This is a genomic window from Streptomyces sp. NPDC001903, assembly GCF_042891345.1.
In the GTDB taxonomy this organism is placed as follows: domain Bacteria; phylum Actinomycetota; class Actinomycetes; order Streptomycetales; family Streptomycetaceae; genus Streptomyces.
The window spans coordinates 15,697-32,432 of sequence record NZ_JBIASZ010000010.1; the positions used below are offsets into that span (position 1 = coordinate 15,697).

The window sequence follows — 16,736 nt, forward strand, 5'->3', positions numbered from 1 at the left end:
GGCCGGGGCTCCGGTGTGCTGCGGTGTGTGATCAGCCTGCGGTGAAGTAGCCGAACAGGTCGGTGATCACGTGGTTGCTGCCGCCGTAGCTGTTCCAGACGGTGACGCGGCCGTCGGCCGCCGGGGTGGTGACGTGGTTGGGCACGGTCTCACCGGGGCGGGTGTTGAGGCTGCTGGCCTCGGGGCGCGTGCCGCCGTGTCCGTACACGGTGAGGAAGCCGGGGCCGGCGGTGTCGGTGGCCGTGACGTTCAGGGCCGCGCCGATCGCGTTCGCCGGGATCCCGGCGACGGTGGTCGTCGCGCCGGGGGCCAGCTTCCCGGTGCTGCGGGTGTCGGCGAGGCGCTGCGGGACGACGGGCGTGAAGAGGGCCTTGCCGTCCTTGGCGTAGTAGCCGACGGCGTCCAGCACCAGGTGGGTGGAGCCGGTGTTGGTGTAGAGGGTGATGGTGCCGTTCGGGCCGACGGGGACGATGGCCTGGTTGGACTTGTCCTTGCCGGGTTCGAGGTTGAGGTTCGAGGTGGCCGGGCGCTTGTCCGCCTCCGGGTAGGCGATGACGTGGGCGTTCTCGGTGGAGCCGGTGCCGGTCAGGTTGAAGGCGACGGCGGTGGCGTCGGCGGGGATGCCGTTCACGCCGGCGACCTTCACCGTACGGGTCTGGCCGCCGCCCAGGGCGCCGCCCGCGGTGCGGGTGTCGGCGACGCGGGTCGGGGCGAGCGGGGTGAAGCGCTGCCCGGTGTTCGGCTGGTAGTGGCCGACGTAGTCCACGATGAGCGCGGCCTTGCCGGAGTTGAGCTGCGCGGAGATCCTGCCGTCGGCGCCGACGGGCACGGTGACGGTGTTGGAGGAGGTGCCGCCCGCCTTGACGTTGACGTTCGAGGTGACCGGGCGGGACTGGCCCGAGGGCCAGACGCTGAGGTGGGTGTCCTCGGTGGCGCCGGTGACGGTCACGTTCAGGACCACGGCGGAGGCGCCGGCCGTGTGGTGCGGGCCGGAGCTGTAGTAGTGGACCGGAACGTCGATCGGGGTGGCGGTGCCGCCTTGGACGGGCGAGCCGGTCGTACGGGTGTCCAGGACGCGGGACGGGGCGACGGCGACGTAGCCGGCCGGGGTGTAGGCGACCTGCACCGTCCGTTCGGCGGTGGAGGTGGCGCCCTTGGCGTCCTGGAGGGTCACCGTCACCTTGTACGTGCCGGGCTGCTTGTAGGCGTGGCGGGTGGTGATGATCGGGTCGCTGACCTCCTTGGCACCGTCACCGTAGTCCACGTCCATCCGCACGATCGGCCACGGCATGGTGGAGCTCCGCGGGTCGACCTCGATGGCCAGCGGAGTCACGAGCTGGTTCGGGTCGCTCGCGCTCGGCAGGTACGGCTGGGCGGTGAAGGCCGTGGTCAGCGGCGAGGCCGGGGTCACCTTGATCGACTGCTGGCGGTAGGCCTCGTTCCCCGCGGCGGTGATGGCCTTCACGCTGACCGTGCACGCGCAGGGCGACTGGTAGACGTGCTCGGCGGCGGCCTCCTTGGTGACGACCGGAGCCGTCCCGTCACCGAAGTCGTAGCGGTAGGTCAGCGTGCCGGGCCAGTTGTTGTCCGCCACGGCCTTCGCCTGGACGGTGGTGCCGACCGGGGCCCAGTTCTGGGCGATCTCCAGCCGGACGTCGCGCACCGTGTCCTGCAGCTCGTGGGCGCCGCGGTCGATGAAGCCGCCGTCCTTGCCCGTGTTGGGCGCGAGCGGGTCGTCCACCACCGGGTACCCGTTGTAGTCGGTGGGCAGGACGCCGGGCGCGGCCGAGTCACCGGAGTCGACGTTGGGGGAGCGGTCCCACGGGCCGACGTCCCACGTGTTCGCGGTCAGGATGTCGTGCGCGCCCTGGCCGGTCGCCGCCCGGAGCGCCGCCGGGGTGGCGTGGACGACGTCGGCCCACTTGTAGGGGACCACCCCGTCCGCCGGGAAGCCGGCCAGCAGGTTGTGGTCGGCGCGGGTGCCGGCCGCGGAGTCCTGGCCCACCAGGATGCCGCTGCGGGGGTCGGCGTTGACGCACGACTTGGGGGCGCTGGTGTAGATCAGGTTGTTGAACGCCCCGGAACCGGTGGAGCCGCCGCGGAAGGAGACGGCCGCATCGCAGCTGAGGTAGAGGGTGTTGTTGGTGACGATGGTGCCCGGGGCCCCGACCGCGTCGACCGCGGCCGCGATGCCGCCGCGGATCTGGTTGCGGCCCAGCACGGTGCCCCGGGAGCCGCCCTCGATCCGGACGGGGGAGAGCAGGTTGCTCCTGGTCACGCGCACGTCGACGCTTTCCGCGCCGATGACGACGGGTTCGGTCTGCGAGGCGAGGGTGATCCGGTCCAGCTCGATGTCGGTGGAACCGCTGACCTGGATGCCTCCGGTGGAGGTCAGCCCGCGCACCACCACGTGGGAGGCGCCTTGGACCTTGAGACCCTTGACCCGGACGGGGCCGCCGGTGTTCGGCCGCATGACGATGGAGATGGGCTTGCCCGGCTCCCCGGAGCGGTCGACGGTGACGATCTCGTCGTACGACTTGTACGCCAGGACCTGCACGGTCTGGCCGGGCTGTGCGGCCTTGGCGCCCGCGGAGATCGTGCAGAACGGAGCGTCCTCGGATCCGGGTCCGGTATCGGAGCACCTGGGCGCGGAGGCGGAGTTGTTCACGTAGAGCGTGGACGGGGTGTCGGCTGCGGCGGCGGCCGGGATCCCGAGCAGGGTGACGAGGCCTGTGGTCAGCAGGACGGTCGTACGAGTGGGACGCACCAGGGGGTTCTTTCCGGCAGGAGACGAATGGCGACGATCATCATCTACTTTCGGACAGTCGCTGTCACATGTGATTAGTTGTTGAGCTCCGCCAGGACCCTCAGCGTGTGCGGGTCCGGGGCCGTCACGAGCAGGTCGGTGACCGGGCCCTTGCGCCACAGGTCGAGGCGTTCGGCGATGCGTTCGCGCGGGCCGATGAGCGAGATCTCGTCGGCGAAGGCGTCGGGGACGGCGAGGACCGCCTCCTCCCGGCGCCCGGCCAGGAACAGCTCCTGGATGCGGCGGGCCTCCTCCTCGTAGCCCATGCGCGCCATGAGGTCCGCGTGGAAGTTGCGGGCCGCGTGGCCCATCCCGCCGATGTAGAAGCCGAGCATCGCCTTGACCGGGAGCAGGCCCTCGCAGACGTCGTCGCAGACCTTCGCCCGGGCCATCGGGGCGATCATGAACCCTTCGGGGAGGTCGGCCAGCGAGGCCTGGTAGACGTCGGTGCGGGTCGGCGACCAGTAGAGGGGGAGCCAGCCGTCCGCGATGCGGGTGGTCTGGGCGATGTTCTTCGGGCCCTCCGCGCCCAGCAGGAGCGGCAGGTCCGCGCGCAGCGGGTGGGTGATCGGCTTCAGCGGTTTGCCGATGCCGGTGCCGTCCTGCCCGCGGTACGGGTGCTGGTGGAAGCGGCCGTCGAGGGCGACGGGCCCCTCGCGGCGCAGCACCTGGCGGACGACGTCGACGTACTCGCGGGTCGCGGTGAGGGGGCTCGCGGGGAAGGGGCGCCCGTACCAGCCCTCGACCACCTGGGGGCCGGAGAGCCCCAGGCCCAGCATCATCCGGCCGCCGGAGAGGTGGTCCAGGGTGAGGGCGTGCATGGCGGTGGCGGTGGGGGTGCGGGCGGCCATCTGGGCGATGGCGGTGCCGAGGCGGATCCGCGAGGTGTGCGCGGCGATCCAGGTGAGCGGGGTGAAGGCGTCCGAGCCCCAGGCCTCGGCGGTCCACACCGAGTCGTAGCCGAGGTTCTCGGCCTCGGCGGCGAGGTCGAGGTGGGACCGGTCGGGGCCGCGGCCCCAGTAGCCGAGTGCGAGTCCGAGGCGCATGTACGTCCCCTCCAGCCGTATCTGACGATGCGTCAGGTGACTGTAGGGCAACGGCCCCCCACCCGGAAGGGCGGGGGGCCGTCGGCCGTACGGAGCGGGCGGCGTCAGCCGCGCTGGATGCCCGAGGTGTCGTTCAGGACGCCGCGGCGGCCGTCCTGGGTCTGGGCGATCAGCGTGGCCGGGCCGCGCTGGTCCACCGCCAGGTACCAGGTGCCCGGCGCGAGTTCGGCGATCGGGGTGGGGGAGCCGTCCTCGGGGAAGAGGGGGCGGGCCACCGGGACCGCGAACCAGAACGGGGTGAAGTCCGCCGCCGGGGCGGGCGCCGCGTCCTGCTGGCCCGGGTTCGGCGTCGGGTTGGGGGTGCCGCCGTACGGCGGGACCGGCTGCGGGGTGGACCCGTACGGCTGGCCCTGCTGGGCGCCCGGGTAGCCGTACCCGGTGCCGGGCTGGGGCTGGGCCCCGTACGGCGCGGGGGCGACGGGCTTCGGCTCGGGCACCAGGCCGCCGGCGAGCGCGGGGATCTTCGCGCCCGCGACGGCCACGCCGGCCAGCGCGAGGGTGGCGAGGAAGGCGATGATGCAGCCCGCGCCGAGGTCGGCGCCGCTCGGGCTGGTGATCAGGGACCAGAGGGAGGACCAGGCGGCCGCGACCGCGAGCACCGTCCCCCACGCGGCCAGCGGCAGGCCCGCGAGCTTGCGGGTCTCCGGCTGGAAGCGGGCCGCGATGAGCAGGCCGGCCGCGATGAAGCCGAGCAGGAAGATGGTGGGAAGCGCCAGACGGTAGACGTCGGTGTCCCACACGCTCGGCAGGTCGAGGCCGGTCGCGGAGTAGAAGTCGAGGAACGAGGCGATGAACAGCAGCGCCGCTGCTCCGATCACCACGCCGTCGCCTCGAGTGAGGGAGCGGATGTTCACGTCTTAGGTGTCCTTCTCGGTCTCGGTCGTCTCGTGGTGCCGCGGTCGCGCACGTGCAGGAGCGGGGCGGGCGGGACCATGGTACGGAGGTTCCCGGCAACCGAGAGGATCGGGGCGGCAGGCTGTCCCGGGGGAACTACCCGCCCAAGAAGCCCACGATGCCGTCCGCGATGCCCTGGGCGGCCTTCTGCCGCCACTCCGGACTCGTCAGCAGCGCCGCGTCCTTGGCGTCACGCATGTTGCCGCATTCGATGAACACCTTGGGCCGGGTCGAGAGATTGAGTCCGCCCAGATCGTCGCGGACGACCAAGCCGGTTCCGCTTCCGAGGTAGTTGGCGGGGGCGGAGCCCGTGGTCCGGGCGAAGTTCGAGCCGATCCGCTCGCCGAGGTCACGGGAGGGGCCGACGATCTTGGCGGTGTCCGCGGCACCGCCCTTGACCTTGGCCGGGAGGATGACGTGGTAGCCGCGGCTGCCCTCGGAGACCCCGTCGGCGTGGACCGAGACCACGGCGTCGGCGGCGGCCTCGTTGCCGATGCGGGCGCGCTCGTTGATGCAGGGGCCCCAGGCGCGGTCGGCCTCGTGGGTGAGGACCACCTTGAGGCCCTTGGCCTCCAGGACGGTGCGCAGCCGGCGGGACACGTCGAGGGTGAACTCGGCTTCCTTGTAACCGGCGTTGGTGGTGGTGCCGGTGGTGTCGCACTCCTTGCGGGCGGTGCCGATGTCGACCTTCTTGTCGATCTCGGAGGTGTGCTGGAAGTTGCCGGTGTTGTGGCCGGGGTCGATGACCACGGTCTTGCCGGCGAGCGGGCCCTTGGCCTGTGGGGCGGCCGAGGCGGGGGAGGCGGTCGGGGAAGACGCAGGGGAGGTGGTCGGGCTGGACGAGGGGGAGTCGGCCGGCATCACGATCCGGGGCGGGCGGGCGTCGTCCGCCCCCGCGCCGGTGGTCACCTGGACGAGGACCCACCCCGCAAGGAGGGTCGGGGCGAGTACGGCGGCCCCGACGGCGAGGCCGGAGCGGCGCGTGAACCACCGCCGCTCCGGGCTGACCGAGGAGGCGGACTCGGGGGAGGGGGGACTGTCGTCGTAGCGCACGTCGCGATGCTAGACCGGCGGCCCGCCGCGGGCCCGGACCGTGGGCCATATGGGGGCGTGGTGCGCTTATCCGCTTATACGTGCGCCGCCGGGCGGGTGCCTGGGCCGTGTCTTTCGGATCGGGCGGGCCGGGCCTGATCCGAAAGACACGGCCTAGATGCCCGGGGCGGTGCGGCGCAGGATGCGGAGGGAGTCGGTCACCGTGACCTCCTCGAAGGCGCCCGAGGCCAGGGCGCGCAGGTAGATCCGGTACGGGGCCTGGCCGCCGTCGGCCGGGTCGGGGAACACGTCGTGGATGGCGAGCGTCCCGCCCTCGGCGAGGTGCGGGGCCCAGCCCTCGTAGTCGCCGGCGGCGTGCTCGTCGGTGTGGCCGCCGTCGACGAAGACGAAGCCGAGCTTGCCGCCCCAGGCCGCCGCGACCTGCGGGGAGCGGCCGACGATCGCGATGACGTGCTCTTCCAGGCCCGCCTTGTGGAGGGTGCGGCGGAAGGTCGGGAGGGTGTCCATCAGCCCGACCTCCGGGTCCACGACGGTCGGGTCGTGGTACTCCCAGCCCGGCTGCTGCTCCTCGCTGCCCCGGTGGTGGTCGACCGTGATCGCGGCCACCCCGGCCTCGCGGGCGGCGTCGGCCAGCAGGATGGTGGAGCGCCCGCAGTACGTGCCGACCTCCAGGAGCGGCAGCCCGAGCGCCGCCGCGGCGGCGGCCGCCTCGTACAGGGCGAGGCCCTCGCGTACGGGCATGAACCCCTTGGCGGCCTCGAAGGCGGCCAGGATCTCCGGCTTGGGGGTGGCGGCGGCCATGGGGTTCCTCCGGCGGTGCGGTGCTGTGCTGCGGGTGGGCTGGGCGCCCATGGTGCCCTACCGGCCGGTAGCGCACCATGGCGGGGGCCGACCGGCGGGCGGGGCTCCCTCCTCGGGGGGACCGGCCGCGGCGCGTCACCCTTCCGTGCCGCGGTCCGCTGATGCGATATACGTACTTTGGCCGGCATGTTCAGACTCGGAGTCTTCGCCGCCTCGGCGGCCGCCCTCACGACCGTGGTCGCCCTGCCCGCCGCCGAGGCCCGCGCGCAGCAGTTCGTGCCGTGCACCGCCGCCGCGCTCAAGGGGGCCATCACCACGGCGAACGACGCCGCCGGGCCCGCGCACCTCTTCCTCTCGCCCGGCTGCACGTACACCCTCACGGCCCCCGACAACCCGGGCAACGGCCTGCCGCGGGTGACCGGCGACATCACCGTGGTGGGCAACGGCAGCACGATCCGCCGCCAGTCGGCGACCGGGTTCCGGATCTTCGAGGTCAGTGCTCCGAACGGCAGGCTCACCCTGAACGACCTGACGATCCGCGGCGGCCGGTCGCAGAGCGCAGGCGCGGGCGGCGGCGGCATCGCCAGCGAGGGCGTGCTCACCCTCGACTCCGTCACCGTGACCGGGAACGTCTCGGCGGTCTCCGGGGCCGGGGGCGGTATCGCCAGCTCCGGCACGCTCAACCTCCGCAACAGCACCGTGAGCCACAACATCTCCACGAACAACGGAGGCGGTGTCCACAGCTCCGGCACCGCGAACATCTCGAACACCACCATCACCGGCAACACGGCCAAGGACACCGGAGGCGGGCTGGACGCGCGCGGCGGTCTGACCCTCGGCGCCAGCCGGGTGACCGACAACGCGGCCAGGCTCGACGGAGGCGGGATCAGCGCCTTCATGCTGACGGGGACCGTCACGGACACCCTCGTGCAGGGCAACGACACGGCCGAGGACAACGACGGCGGCGGTGGCATCCTCAACCGCCGGTCGAACCTGACCCTGGAGCGGACGAGGGTCTTCGCCAACCGGGTCCTCGCGACCGGGGCGACGGGCGGCGGCATCTCCAACATCTCCGGCGCCTCCCTCGTCCTGCGCGACAGCTCGGTGACCGACAACTACGCCGGCGGCGCGCCGGGCGGCATCTTCAACCACGCGAGCACCGTCTCGCTGACCGCCACCACCGTGGCCGGCAACTACCCGACCAACTGCGCCCCGGGCGTGTTCGCCGGCTGCGCCGACTGACGGGTCCTACACGGCGGCCGCGGCCGGGACGGGGCGTGCCCGCAGGAGCATCCGCGCCGCGTGGTCCACGAGGTGCCGCATGCCCGGCAGGTGGCGCTCGTCGCCGCCGAGCGCGGAGAGCAGGCGGTGGGCCTCGGCGCGGAAGGAGTCGAGGCCCGCGGCGTACCGGTCGAGCACGTCCGGCGTGAGGAGGAGGCGGCCGAGCTCCGCGCGGGCCTGTCCGCAGTGGCGTGCCGCGACGCTCCGGCCCACGATGTCCTCCCGGACCTCCGGTGTGGCCGCGTCGTCGAGGGCGCAGGTGAGCAGATAGGTGACCGTCCCGTTGTGGAGGTCCTCATCGCGGCCGGTCAGGATGTCTTCCTGGTCGTTGAACAGCTGCCACAGAATGCCGAATATGTATCCGAACTCCCGCCACAGTTCGACTCTTTCGTCACTAGCGCCCGCCAATAACGCCGCCATCGCCGTGATCATCGAGTAGGGGCCGCCGGATTTCCCGCGGTAGGTCTCGATCACCGAGTTCCGGGTGGCGTGCTCGGCGGCGGCTTCGATATCGGTCAGCTGGCCCTCGGCTCCCACCGCCCAGCCCGTGGCGATCTCGGCGCTGAGCGCGACCTGGAGCGCGGCCGGCACCGGGAGCGAGCGGACGATCCGGATCGGCAGCACCGTGCCGCTGAGCACCGAGGCCAGCAGGGCTTCGTCCTGGCCGATGGCGGCGGAGGCCTTCCTGCCGTGCCCGTCGGCCAGGTCGTCGAGGTAGCAGGCCGAGGTCCACCAGAGCACGTGCACGGCGGCGAGCGGGGCGGCCGGTCCGGGATCCCCCGTCTCGATCGCGTGGACCATCATCGGGAGCACGGAGAGGGGATGCCGCATTTTTTGATGCCTGAGGAGTCTGTTCACTGCGTTACCGGCGGCGTTCGCGGCGCCCGTACCCGAAGGGGGAGTGAGGGTCGAGACGGCGGCGTCCAATTCCGCCTGGATGTCTTGGGCGACGTGCCGATGGAGATCCATATACGTGGTGCAATTCACGGCCATTTCCTTCCTGAAATGAATTGGGCTCGGCGTCGACGCCCCAGATTCGGTCATTTGGCGCGGAGGGATCTAGAGCGATTTCCGGACATGACCGGTTCAGGTCCGTGGCGCTCGGACCACACCGTCCGGCCGGCGGCCGCCGGCCCCGCGCCCCGGCGGCCGGAACGGCCCCGATCGGATCTGACCTTCCGTCAGAATGGAACGTGTTCTACTCTGCCGCGCATGGGCATCGGAATCACGCAAGAACAGCGGGAGTTGGCCGGGGCCGTGCGCGGCTGGACGGCGCGCGCCGTGCCGCCCGAGGAGGTGCGCAAGCTGCTCGACACCCCGCCGCAGACCGGGGTGCGGCCCGCCTACTGGGACGCGATGGCCGCGCAGGGGCTGCTGGAGCCGCACCTGGAGGGCGGCACCCTCCTCGACCTGGCCGTCGTCGTCGAGGAGGCCGCCCGGGCGGCGCTGCCCGGGGCGTTCCTGCCGAGCGCGCTGGCCTCCGTACTGCTCGACCGGGCCGGGGCCGAGCCCCTGGAAGGGCGGGTCGGCGCCGTCGCCCTCGGCCCCGGGAGCCTGACCGCCGTCGCCGTCGAGGGCGGCGGGCACCTGCTCGACGGTCTCGCGCCCCCGGTGCTCGGCGCCGGGGAGGCCGACCTCGTCGTGCTCGCCGCCGAAGCCGCGCACGGGACCTGCTGGTTCGCCGTGGACGCCGCCGCGCTGGACATCCGTACGCACGACAGCGCCGACCCGACCCGGCCCACCGCCGAGGTGCGCGCCCGCGGGGTCACCGTCCCGGCCGACCGCGCTCTCGATCTCGACGCGGCCCTCGTGCGGGACCTGGCCTGCACCCTGTTCGCCGCCGACGCCTGCGGGACCGCCGCCTGGGCGCTGCACACCGCCGCCGAGTACGCCAAGGTCCGCGAGCAGTTCGGCCGCCCGATCGGGCAGTTCCAGGGCGTCAAGCACCTGTGCGCCGACATGCTGGTACGCCTCGAACAGGCCCGGGCCCTGGCCTGGGACGCCGCCCAGGCGGCGGAGGAGCCGGCGCAGGTGCGCTCGCTCGTGGCCGCGCTCGCCGCCGGGAGCGCGCTCGACGCCGCCTACTCCTGCGCCAAGGACTGCATCCAGATCCTCGGCGGCATCGGCTTCACCTGGGAACACGACGCCCACATCCACCTGCGCCGCGCCATCGTCGCCCGCCAGCTGCTCGGCGCCGGTGACGGACACCGCATGCGGGCGGTGCGGCTCGCGGCCGGCGGCGCGCGGCGGGAGCTGCGCCTGGAACTTCCGCCCCGGGCCGAGGCGTACCGGGAGCGGGCCCGGGCCGCCGTCGAGGACGCGCGCGGCCTCGACCCGGCGGCCGCCCGCCGGGTCCTGGCGCCCACCGGCTACGCGGCCCCCTACCTGCCGCCCCCGTACGGGCTCGGCGCCGGGCCCGTCGAACAGCTCGTCGTGCAGCAGGAGCTGGCGGCGGCCGGGGTCTCGGTCGCCGACCTCGGGATCGCCACCTGGGTCGTCCCCTCGCTGCTCGCCTACGGGACGCAGGCGCAGCGCGAGGCCTACGTACTGCCCACCCTGCGCGGGGACGTCACCTGGTGCCAGCTCTTCTCCGAGCCGGGGGCGGGCTCGGACCTGGCCTCGCTGCGGACCAGGGCGGAGCGCGCCGCGGACGGCTCCTGGAAGATCAACGGACAGAAGGTGTGGACGAGTTCCGCGCACAGCGCCGACTTCGGGATCCTGCTGGCCCGGACCGACCCGGCCGCCCCCAAGCACAAGGGGCTCGGCTACTTCGTGGTCGACATGCGGGCCACCCCCGGCATCGACGTGCGCCCGCTCAAGGAGATCACCGGCGAGGCCCTGTTCAACGAGGTCTGGTTCGACGACGTGGTGCTGCCCGCCGACGCCCTCGTCGGGGAGCCCGACGGCGGGTGGAAGGTCGCCCGCAACACCCTCGGCAACGAGCGGGTCCACATGGCCGACCAGATGACCTTCGAAACCGGCCTGGAGGCGCTGATCGCCCGCTCGGCCGACCTCGACGGGGCGTACCGGGCGCGGATCGGGGCGCTCACCGCCGAGGCGCACGCCCTGGCCTGCATCGGGCTGCGCACCACGCTCCAGCAGGTCTCGGGGCTGGAGCCGGGCGCCGGTGCCTCCGTACGCAAACTCGTCCAGACCCCGCACCAGCAGCGGACCGCCGAGCTCGCGCTCGAACTGCTGGGCCCGGCCGGAGCGGTGCGGGAAGGGGCGGGGGAGCGGGCGGTGCACGGGATGCTCATGTCCCGCTGCCTGACCATCGCCGGGGGTACCACCCAGGTCCAGCTCAACGTCGTCGCCGAGCGGATTCTCGGCCTCCCCAGGGACTGAAGGGCATCAGTGATGAAGTCGTACATCGTGGGCGTCGGCATGACGAAGTTCGAGAAGCCGCAGTCGCGGGACTGGCAGTACTGGGACATGGCCAAGGAGGCCGGGACGGCGGCGCTGGCGGACGCGGGGATCGCGTACGACCAGGTGGAGCAGGTCCCGGTGGGGTACTGCTTCCAGGCCTCCACGGCCGGCCAGCGGGCCGCGTACGAGCTGGGACTGACCGGGGTCCCGGTCTACAACGTGAACAACAACTGCGCGACGGGCTCCACGGCGCTGATGATGGCGCGCCAGTTCGTGGAGGGCGGGAGCAGCGACTGCGTGCTGGCCCTGGGCTTCGAGAAGATGAAGAAGGGCGCGCTGGGCGGCGGCGCCGACGCGGGCTCCGACTTCAAGACCTCGCCGGTCGCCCGGCACTACGGGATCATGGCCGCGGGGCACGGCTTCGAGATGTCCCCGCCGACCGCGCAGATCTTCGGGAACGCGGCGCGCGAGCACATGGAGCGGTACGGGACCACGGCCGCGCAGCTGGCGATGGTCGGGGCGAAGAACCACCGGCACTCGGCGAACAACCCGAACGCGCAGTTCCAGGACGTGTACACGGTCGAGGAGATCCTGGCGGCGAAGCCGATCCACGAGCCGCTCACGAAGCTCCAGTGCTCACCGACCTCGGACGGGGCCGCGGCGGCGGTCGTCGTCTCGGAGCGGTTCGTGGTGGCGAACGGGCTGCACGACAAGGCCGTGGAGATCGTCGCGCAGGCGATGACGACGGACACGGAGGCCTCGTTCGCCTCCGGATCCTGCATCGACGTGGTCGGCAGGCCGATGACGGAGGCGGCGGGGCGCCGGGTGTTCTCGGCGTCCGGGCTCGGGATCGAGGACGTGGACGTGATCGAGCTGCACGACTGCTTCTCGATCAACGAGCTGCTGACGTACGAGGCGCTGGGCATGTGCGAGGAGGGAGCCGGCGGGAAGCTCGTGGAATCGGGCGCGACCACGTACGGCGGGCGGTGGGTGGTGAACCCCTCCGGGGGTCTGATCTCGAAGGGCCACCCGTTGGGCGCGACGGGTCTGGCGCAGGCGGCGGAACTGGTCTGGCAGCTGCGCGGCGCCGCCGGGCCGCGGCAGGTCGAGGGGGCCAGGGTGGGCCTGGCCCACAACATAGGCCTGGGCGGCGCGGCGGTGGTGACGATGCTGCGCAGGGGCTGAGCCCGTCCGGGGCTGCGGGGGCGGCGCGCCGGTCAGAGCTTCTCGATGTCCTTGTGGACCACGTCGCCGAGGTGGTCGCCGGCCAGGCGCACCTTGAGCGGGTGGCCGGCCGGCGCCTTGATGATCTGGTCGTGCGACTCGAACAGGCCGGTGCCGTTGCAGGAGGGCTCGCTGGTCAGGTTGGACCAGCCGTTCACGTCGTGCGGGTCGTTCCACGAGACCCAGGCGCAGTCGCGCTCGCCGCTGACGATCTCCACCGAGATGATCTTGACGGAGTTCGCCGCGCCGTCGACGCGCTGGTAGGTCACCCTCGCGGTGTTGTGGTGGTGGGCGGCGGTGCCGGCCTCGAGCTCCACCGTGAGGATCGGGCCGGGGGTGTCGGCGGCGGCCGGAACCGCTCCTGCGGCGAGCGTGGCGGCCGCCAGGGCGACGGCGGCGGGAAGGGTGGATATGCGCATGATTCCTTCTCCACGAAGCTGGGTTGAGGAAGCCTCATCCTGGTCCAGTGCGCGGACCGGCGCTGCGGCGGAATCCGTCAAATCGGTGGCCGGGAACGGCTGCCCGCCGCCTTACGGTTCGAGCGTCGGGTCCGTGACCGGCTCGCCCGTCACGGCGCGGCGGATGGCGTCGGCCAGGGCTACGGGAGGGTCGTCGCGCACCACCACCCCCGCCGCCCCCGCGGCGAGCGCCCCCTCGACCAGGCCCGGCCGGGCCGACCCGGCCAGCAGCAGCACCCGGCACTCCGGGGCCGCGCGGCACACCGCCGCCACCTCCGCGAGCGCGTCCGGCCGGTCCGCGTCCACCAGCGCCACCGCCGGGCAGGCCGTCAGCGCCGCCGCGCCCACGTCCGCGCCGGGCGCGACCCGGGCGACCACGTCGAGATCCGGCTCCAGCCCGAGCAGGACCGCGAGCGCGCCGGCCGGCGTGCCCGGCCCCTCCGCCAGCAGGACCCGCAGCGACCTCGTCGTACGGAAATTCCGGGGCAGCTCGTCCACCCCGTCAGCCTAGGTGCCACCCCTCCGGGTTACGCGGCAACACGCCTCGGCCAAACCCGTCCTGACACGTAGTCAGGAGTCTTCCCAACTGCTGGGGCGTGCGTTATACATTCCTCACCGCTCGATCCTAGAACGCGTTCTAGAACCGGAGCGGTCCCGCAAACGACCTCGGTGCGGCCGACGGTGCGGACGGCCGCACCGAGGTCTTCCACGCAATGGGAACCGAAGAACCGAACAAGGAGCAGCATCCTCAATGCCGATCGATGCCGCCAGGGCCCTCGCCGCAGACCCCCGCCAGGGGACCATCGCCTGGGACCACAAGGACATCCAGCTCTACCACCTCGGCCTCGGGGCCGGCCGCCCCGCCACCGACCCCGACGAACTGCGCTACACCCTGGAGTCCAAGCTCCACGTACTGCCCAGCTTCGCGACCGTCGCCGGCGCCGGCATGGCCATGATGGGCGGCCTCGCCGCCCCGGGCATCGAGGTCAACCTCGCCAACGTCCTGCACGGCGGCCAGTCCATCGAGCTGCACCGGCCCATCCCGGTCAAGGGCAGCGCCACCTCCTCCGCCAAGGTCGCCGCCCTCTACGACAAGGGCAAGGCCGCGGTGATCGTGCTGCGCACGGAGGTGGCCGACGCCGACGGGCCGCTGTGGACCAGCGACGCGCAGATCTTCGTACGCGGCGAGGGCGGCTTCGGCGGCGAGCGCGGCCCCTCCGTCACCTCCGAGCTGCCCGAGCGGGCCCCCGACCGGGTCGAGGAGCGGCACATCCGCGAGGAGCAGGCGCTCCTGTACCGGCTGTCCGGCGACTGGAACCCCCTGCACGCCGACCCCGAGTTCGCCAAGCTGGCCGGCTTCGACCGGCCGATCCTGCACGGCCTGTGCTCGTACGGGATGACCCTCAAGGCCGTCGTCGACACGGCGCTCGGCGGGGACGTCTCGCGGGTCCGCGCCTACCGCACGCGCTTCGCCGGGATCGTCTTCCCGGGCGAGACCCTGCGGATCCGGATGTGGGAGGAGCCCGGGCAGGTCCGGGTCGCGGTGACCGCCGTCGAACGGGACGACGCGCCGGTCCTCGCCGACACCGTCGTCGAACACGCGTAACGCCCGACCTTCGCGACACACAAGGAGCCGCACCGTGCGCGCAGCACTGCAGAGCGAGATAGGCCAGGACAAGCTCGAAGTCGTCGACGACATGGAGACCGCGGGCTTCGGCCCCGGCAAGGTCAGGATCCGCATCAGGGCCACCGGCCTGTGCCACTCGGACCTCTCCGCGATGAGCGGCGTGCTGCCGCAGCCGGCCCCCTTCATACCCGGCCACGAGGGCTCGGGCGAGATCGTCGACGTCGGCGACGGGGTCACCACGCACGCCATCGGCGACCGGGTCCTCGTCTGCTGGCTGCCGCCGTGCGGACACTGCCCCGCCTGCAAGCGGGGCCAGGGCCACCTGTGCCTGGAGTCCTTCGCGAACGTGGCCACGCCCAACTTCCGCCGCGCGGGCGGCGGGGACATCTTCGGTTTCGCCGGCACCGGCACCTTCTCCGAGGAGATGGTGGTGCCCGCCTCCTGCGCCGTACCGATCCCCGACGACCTGCCGTACGACATCGCCGCGCTGATCGGCTGCGGAGTGACCACCGGCCTCGGCGCCGCCATCAACACCGCCAAGGTGGAGGCCGGGTCCTCGGTCGCCGTCATCGGCTGCGGCGGCGTCGGCATCTCCGTCATCCAGGGCGCCAAGGTCCAGGGCGCGGCGCAGATCATCGCGGTGGACCCGGTGGCCTCCCGGCGTGAGGCGGCGCTCCGCTTCGGTGCCACCGAGGCGGTGGCACCGGAGGCCTTCGGCGACGCCAAGAACCGGATCACGGCCGGCGAGGGCTTCGACTACGTCTTCGAGGTCGTCGGCAAGTCCGCCACCACGCAGACCGCGTACGAGATGACCCGGCGCGGCGGCTCCGTCGTCGTGGTCGGCGCGGGCGCGCTCGACGACAACTACTCGGTCAACATGTTCTCGCTGTTCTTCGACGAGAAGAAGATCCTGCCGTCGATGTACGGGGGCGGGGACGTGCTCCGCTCGTACGAGCGCACCATCGCGCTGTGGCGGGCCGGCCGGGTGGACCTGGGGAGCCTGATCACGCACCGGGTGCACCTCGCCGAGATCAACGACGCCCTCGACCAGATGCGCACCGGCGTGGCCCTGCGCACCTGCATCGAACTCTGAGAGGAATCCGGTAGATGTCACTCCCACTTGAGGGGCTGTCCGCCATCGTCACCGGCGCCGGCCGCGGTCTCGGCCGGGCCGAGGCGATCGAGCTCGCGCGGCTCGGGGCGGCCGTGGTCGTCAACGACTTCGGCCAGAGCGGGCGCGACGGCTCCGGCGAGGCCTCGGCGGCTCCGGCGGAGGAGGTGGCCGAGGAGATCCGCGCCGCGGGCGGGCGGGCGGTGGCGCACCTCGGCGACGTGGCCGACTTCGAGCAGGCGCGCGAGCTGGTCGAGCTGGCGGTGTCCACCTTCGGGAAGCTGGACGTCCTGGTCAACAACGCGGGCATCCTGCGCGACCGGATGGTCTTCTCCATGTCGGAGGAGGAGTGGGACTCGGTGATCCGGGTCCACCTCAAGGGTCACTTCAACACCACCCATTTCGCCTCCGTGCACTGGCGCGAGCGGTCGAAGGCGGCGGGCGGACCGGTCTACGGCCGGATCGTCAACACCTCCTCCGAGGCCTTCCTCGGCGGTTCGGCCGGCCAGCCGAACTACGCGGCGGCCAAGGGCGGCATCGTGGGCCTGACCACCTCGACCGCCCTGGCGCTGGCCAAGTACGGGGTGACGGCCAACGCCATCTGCCCGCGCGCCCGGACCCGTATGACGGAGGACGTCTTCGCGGGCTTCCAGCTCCCGGAGGACGGCAAGCTCGACCCGCTGGCCCCCGAGCACGTCGCCCCGCTCGTCGGGTACCTCGCCTCGCCGGCCTCGGCCGGGGCCAACGGGCAGCTGTTCGTCGTGCACGGCGGGATCGTGGTGGTGATGGAACGCCCGAAGGTGGCCGCGAAGTTCGACACGGCCAAGGAGGCCTTCTCCTTCGAGGAGCTGGACGAGGCCCTGACCCCGTACTACGCGTCCCGTCCGGCGAACGAGACCTTCGCGGCGGCGGAGGTGCTGGCCCTCAAGCACGACCAGGGGGTCCGCGCCGCGGACCGGGCCTGATCCGCACGGGCCGGCCCGGCGGGGAGGGCGCCCTCCTCTCGGGC

14 protein-coding genes are annotated in these 16,736 nt (G+C 72.6%); 6 read left to right on the top strand and 8 right to left on the bottom strand.

What is annotated here, in order from left to right; translation table 11 throughout:
• Nucleotides 1-31: 31 nt before the first annotated feature.
• From ACFYZS_RS22235 to ACFYZS_RS22255, 5 genes are all read right to left on the bottom strand, one after another.
• On the bottom strand, nucleotides 32-2,767 hold the full coding sequence (locus ACFYZS_RS22235) for a PKD domain-containing protein (protein WP_389015221.1): 2,736 nt from the start codon (nucleotides 2,765-2,767) through the stop codon (nucleotides 32-34).
• 74 nt (nucleotides 2,768-2,841) lie between these two features.
• Nucleotides 2,842-3,852: an LLM class F420-dependent oxidoreductase gene (locus tag ACFYZS_RS22240; RefSeq protein ID WP_389015224.1), complete on the bottom strand. Its 1,011-nt coding sequence runs from the start codon at nucleotides 3,850-3,852 to the stop codon at nucleotides 2,842-2,844.
• 104 nt (nucleotides 3,853-3,956) lie between these two features.
• On the bottom strand, nucleotides 3,957-4,766 hold the full coding sequence (locus ACFYZS_RS22245) for a hypothetical protein (RefSeq protein WP_389015227.1): 810 nt from the start codon (nucleotides 4,764-4,766) through the stop codon (nucleotides 3,957-3,959).
• A 136-nt stretch (nucleotides 4,767-4,902) separates the two neighbouring features.
• Nucleotides 4,903-5,859: an N-acetylmuramoyl-L-alanine amidase gene (locus ACFYZS_RS22250; protein WP_389015230.1), complete on the bottom strand. Its 957-nt coding sequence runs from the start codon at nucleotides 5,857-5,859 to the stop codon at nucleotides 4,903-4,905.
• Between the two features lie 153 nt (nucleotides 5,860-6,012).
• Entirely contained in the window at nucleotides 6,013-6,660 is a 648-nt protein-coding gene (locus ACFYZS_RS22255) for a class I SAM-dependent methyltransferase (protein ID WP_389015233.1), read from the bottom strand.
• 186 nt (nucleotides 6,661-6,846) lie between these two features.
• On the opposite strand from ACFYZS_RS22255, the gene ACFYZS_RS22260 reads away from it, so the two are divergent.
• Nucleotides 6,847-7,902 (top strand): right-handed parallel beta-helix repeat-containing protein, encoded by a 1,056-nt coding sequence (locus ACFYZS_RS22260; protein ID WP_389015236.1) that lies wholly within the window; start codon nucleotides 6,847-6,849, stop codon nucleotides 7,900-7,902.
• Between the two features lie 6 nt (nucleotides 7,903-7,908).
• Here ACFYZS_RS22260 and ACFYZS_RS22265 read toward each other — a convergent pair whose 3' ends face one another.
• Nucleotides 7,909-8,772 (bottom strand): polyprenyl synthetase family protein, encoded by an 864-nt coding sequence (locus ACFYZS_RS22265; RefSeq protein WP_389015239.1) that lies wholly within the window; start codon nucleotides 8,770-8,772, stop codon nucleotides 7,909-7,911.
• A 381-nt stretch (nucleotides 8,773-9,153) separates the two neighbouring features.
• On the opposite strand from ACFYZS_RS22265, the gene ACFYZS_RS22270 reads away from it, so the two are divergent.
• Both ACFYZS_RS22270 and ACFYZS_RS22275 read left to right on the top strand, forming a co-directional pair.
• Nucleotides 9,154-11,286 carry an acyl-CoA dehydrogenase gene (locus tag ACFYZS_RS22270; protein WP_389015242.1) on the top strand — a complete coding sequence of 711 codons (2,133 nt, stop codon included), beginning with the start codon at nucleotides 9,154-9,156 and terminating at the stop codon, nucleotides 11,284-11,286.
• Between the two features lie 12 nt (nucleotides 11,287-11,298).
• The gene (locus ACFYZS_RS22275; RefSeq protein WP_389015245.1) at nucleotides 11,299-12,492 is read left to right on the top strand and encodes a lipid-transfer protein; all 1,194 of its coding nucleotides are present in this window, start codon (nucleotides 11,299-11,301) and stop codon (nucleotides 12,490-12,492) included.
• Between the two features lie 32 nt (nucleotides 12,493-12,524).
• On the opposite strand, the gene ACFYZS_RS22280 is transcribed toward ACFYZS_RS22275, so the two are convergent.
• Nucleotides 12,525-12,950, bottom strand: coding sequence for a hypothetical protein (locus tag ACFYZS_RS22280; protein ID WP_389015248.1), 426 nt, complete (start codon nucleotides 12,948-12,950; stop codon nucleotides 12,525-12,527).
• A 111-nt stretch (nucleotides 12,951-13,061) separates the two neighbouring features.
• Nucleotides 13,062-13,487 carry a DNA-binding response regulator gene (locus ACFYZS_RS22285; RefSeq protein WP_389015251.1) on the bottom strand — a complete coding sequence of 142 codons (426 nt, stop codon included), beginning with the start codon at nucleotides 13,485-13,487 and terminating at the stop codon, nucleotides 13,062-13,064.
• Between the two features lie 253 nt (nucleotides 13,488-13,740).
• On the opposite strand from ACFYZS_RS22285, the gene ACFYZS_RS22290 reads away from it, so the two are divergent.
• Genes ACFYZS_RS22290 through ACFYZS_RS22300 form a run of 3 tightly spaced genes read left to right on the top strand, consistent with a single transcriptional unit; the run spans nucleotide 13,741 to nucleotide 16,692 of the window.
• On the top strand, nucleotides 13,741-14,595 hold the full coding sequence (locus tag ACFYZS_RS22290) for a MaoC/PaaZ C-terminal domain-containing protein (RefSeq protein ID WP_389015254.1): 855 nt from the start codon (nucleotides 13,741-13,743) through the stop codon (nucleotides 14,593-14,595).
• Between the two features lie 34 nt (nucleotides 14,596-14,629).
• Nucleotides 14,630-15,709 (top strand): Zn-dependent alcohol dehydrogenase, encoded by a 1,080-nt coding sequence (locus ACFYZS_RS22295; protein ID WP_389015257.1) that lies wholly within the window; start codon nucleotides 14,630-14,632, stop codon nucleotides 15,707-15,709.
• 14 nt (nucleotides 15,710-15,723) lie between these two features.
• A complete protein-coding gene (locus ACFYZS_RS22300; protein WP_389015259.1) occupies nucleotides 15,724-16,692 on the top strand; it encodes a 3-oxoacyl-ACP reductase in 969 nt (322 codons plus the stop codon).
• The last annotated feature ends 44 nt before the right edge of the window (nucleotides 16,693-16,736 follow it).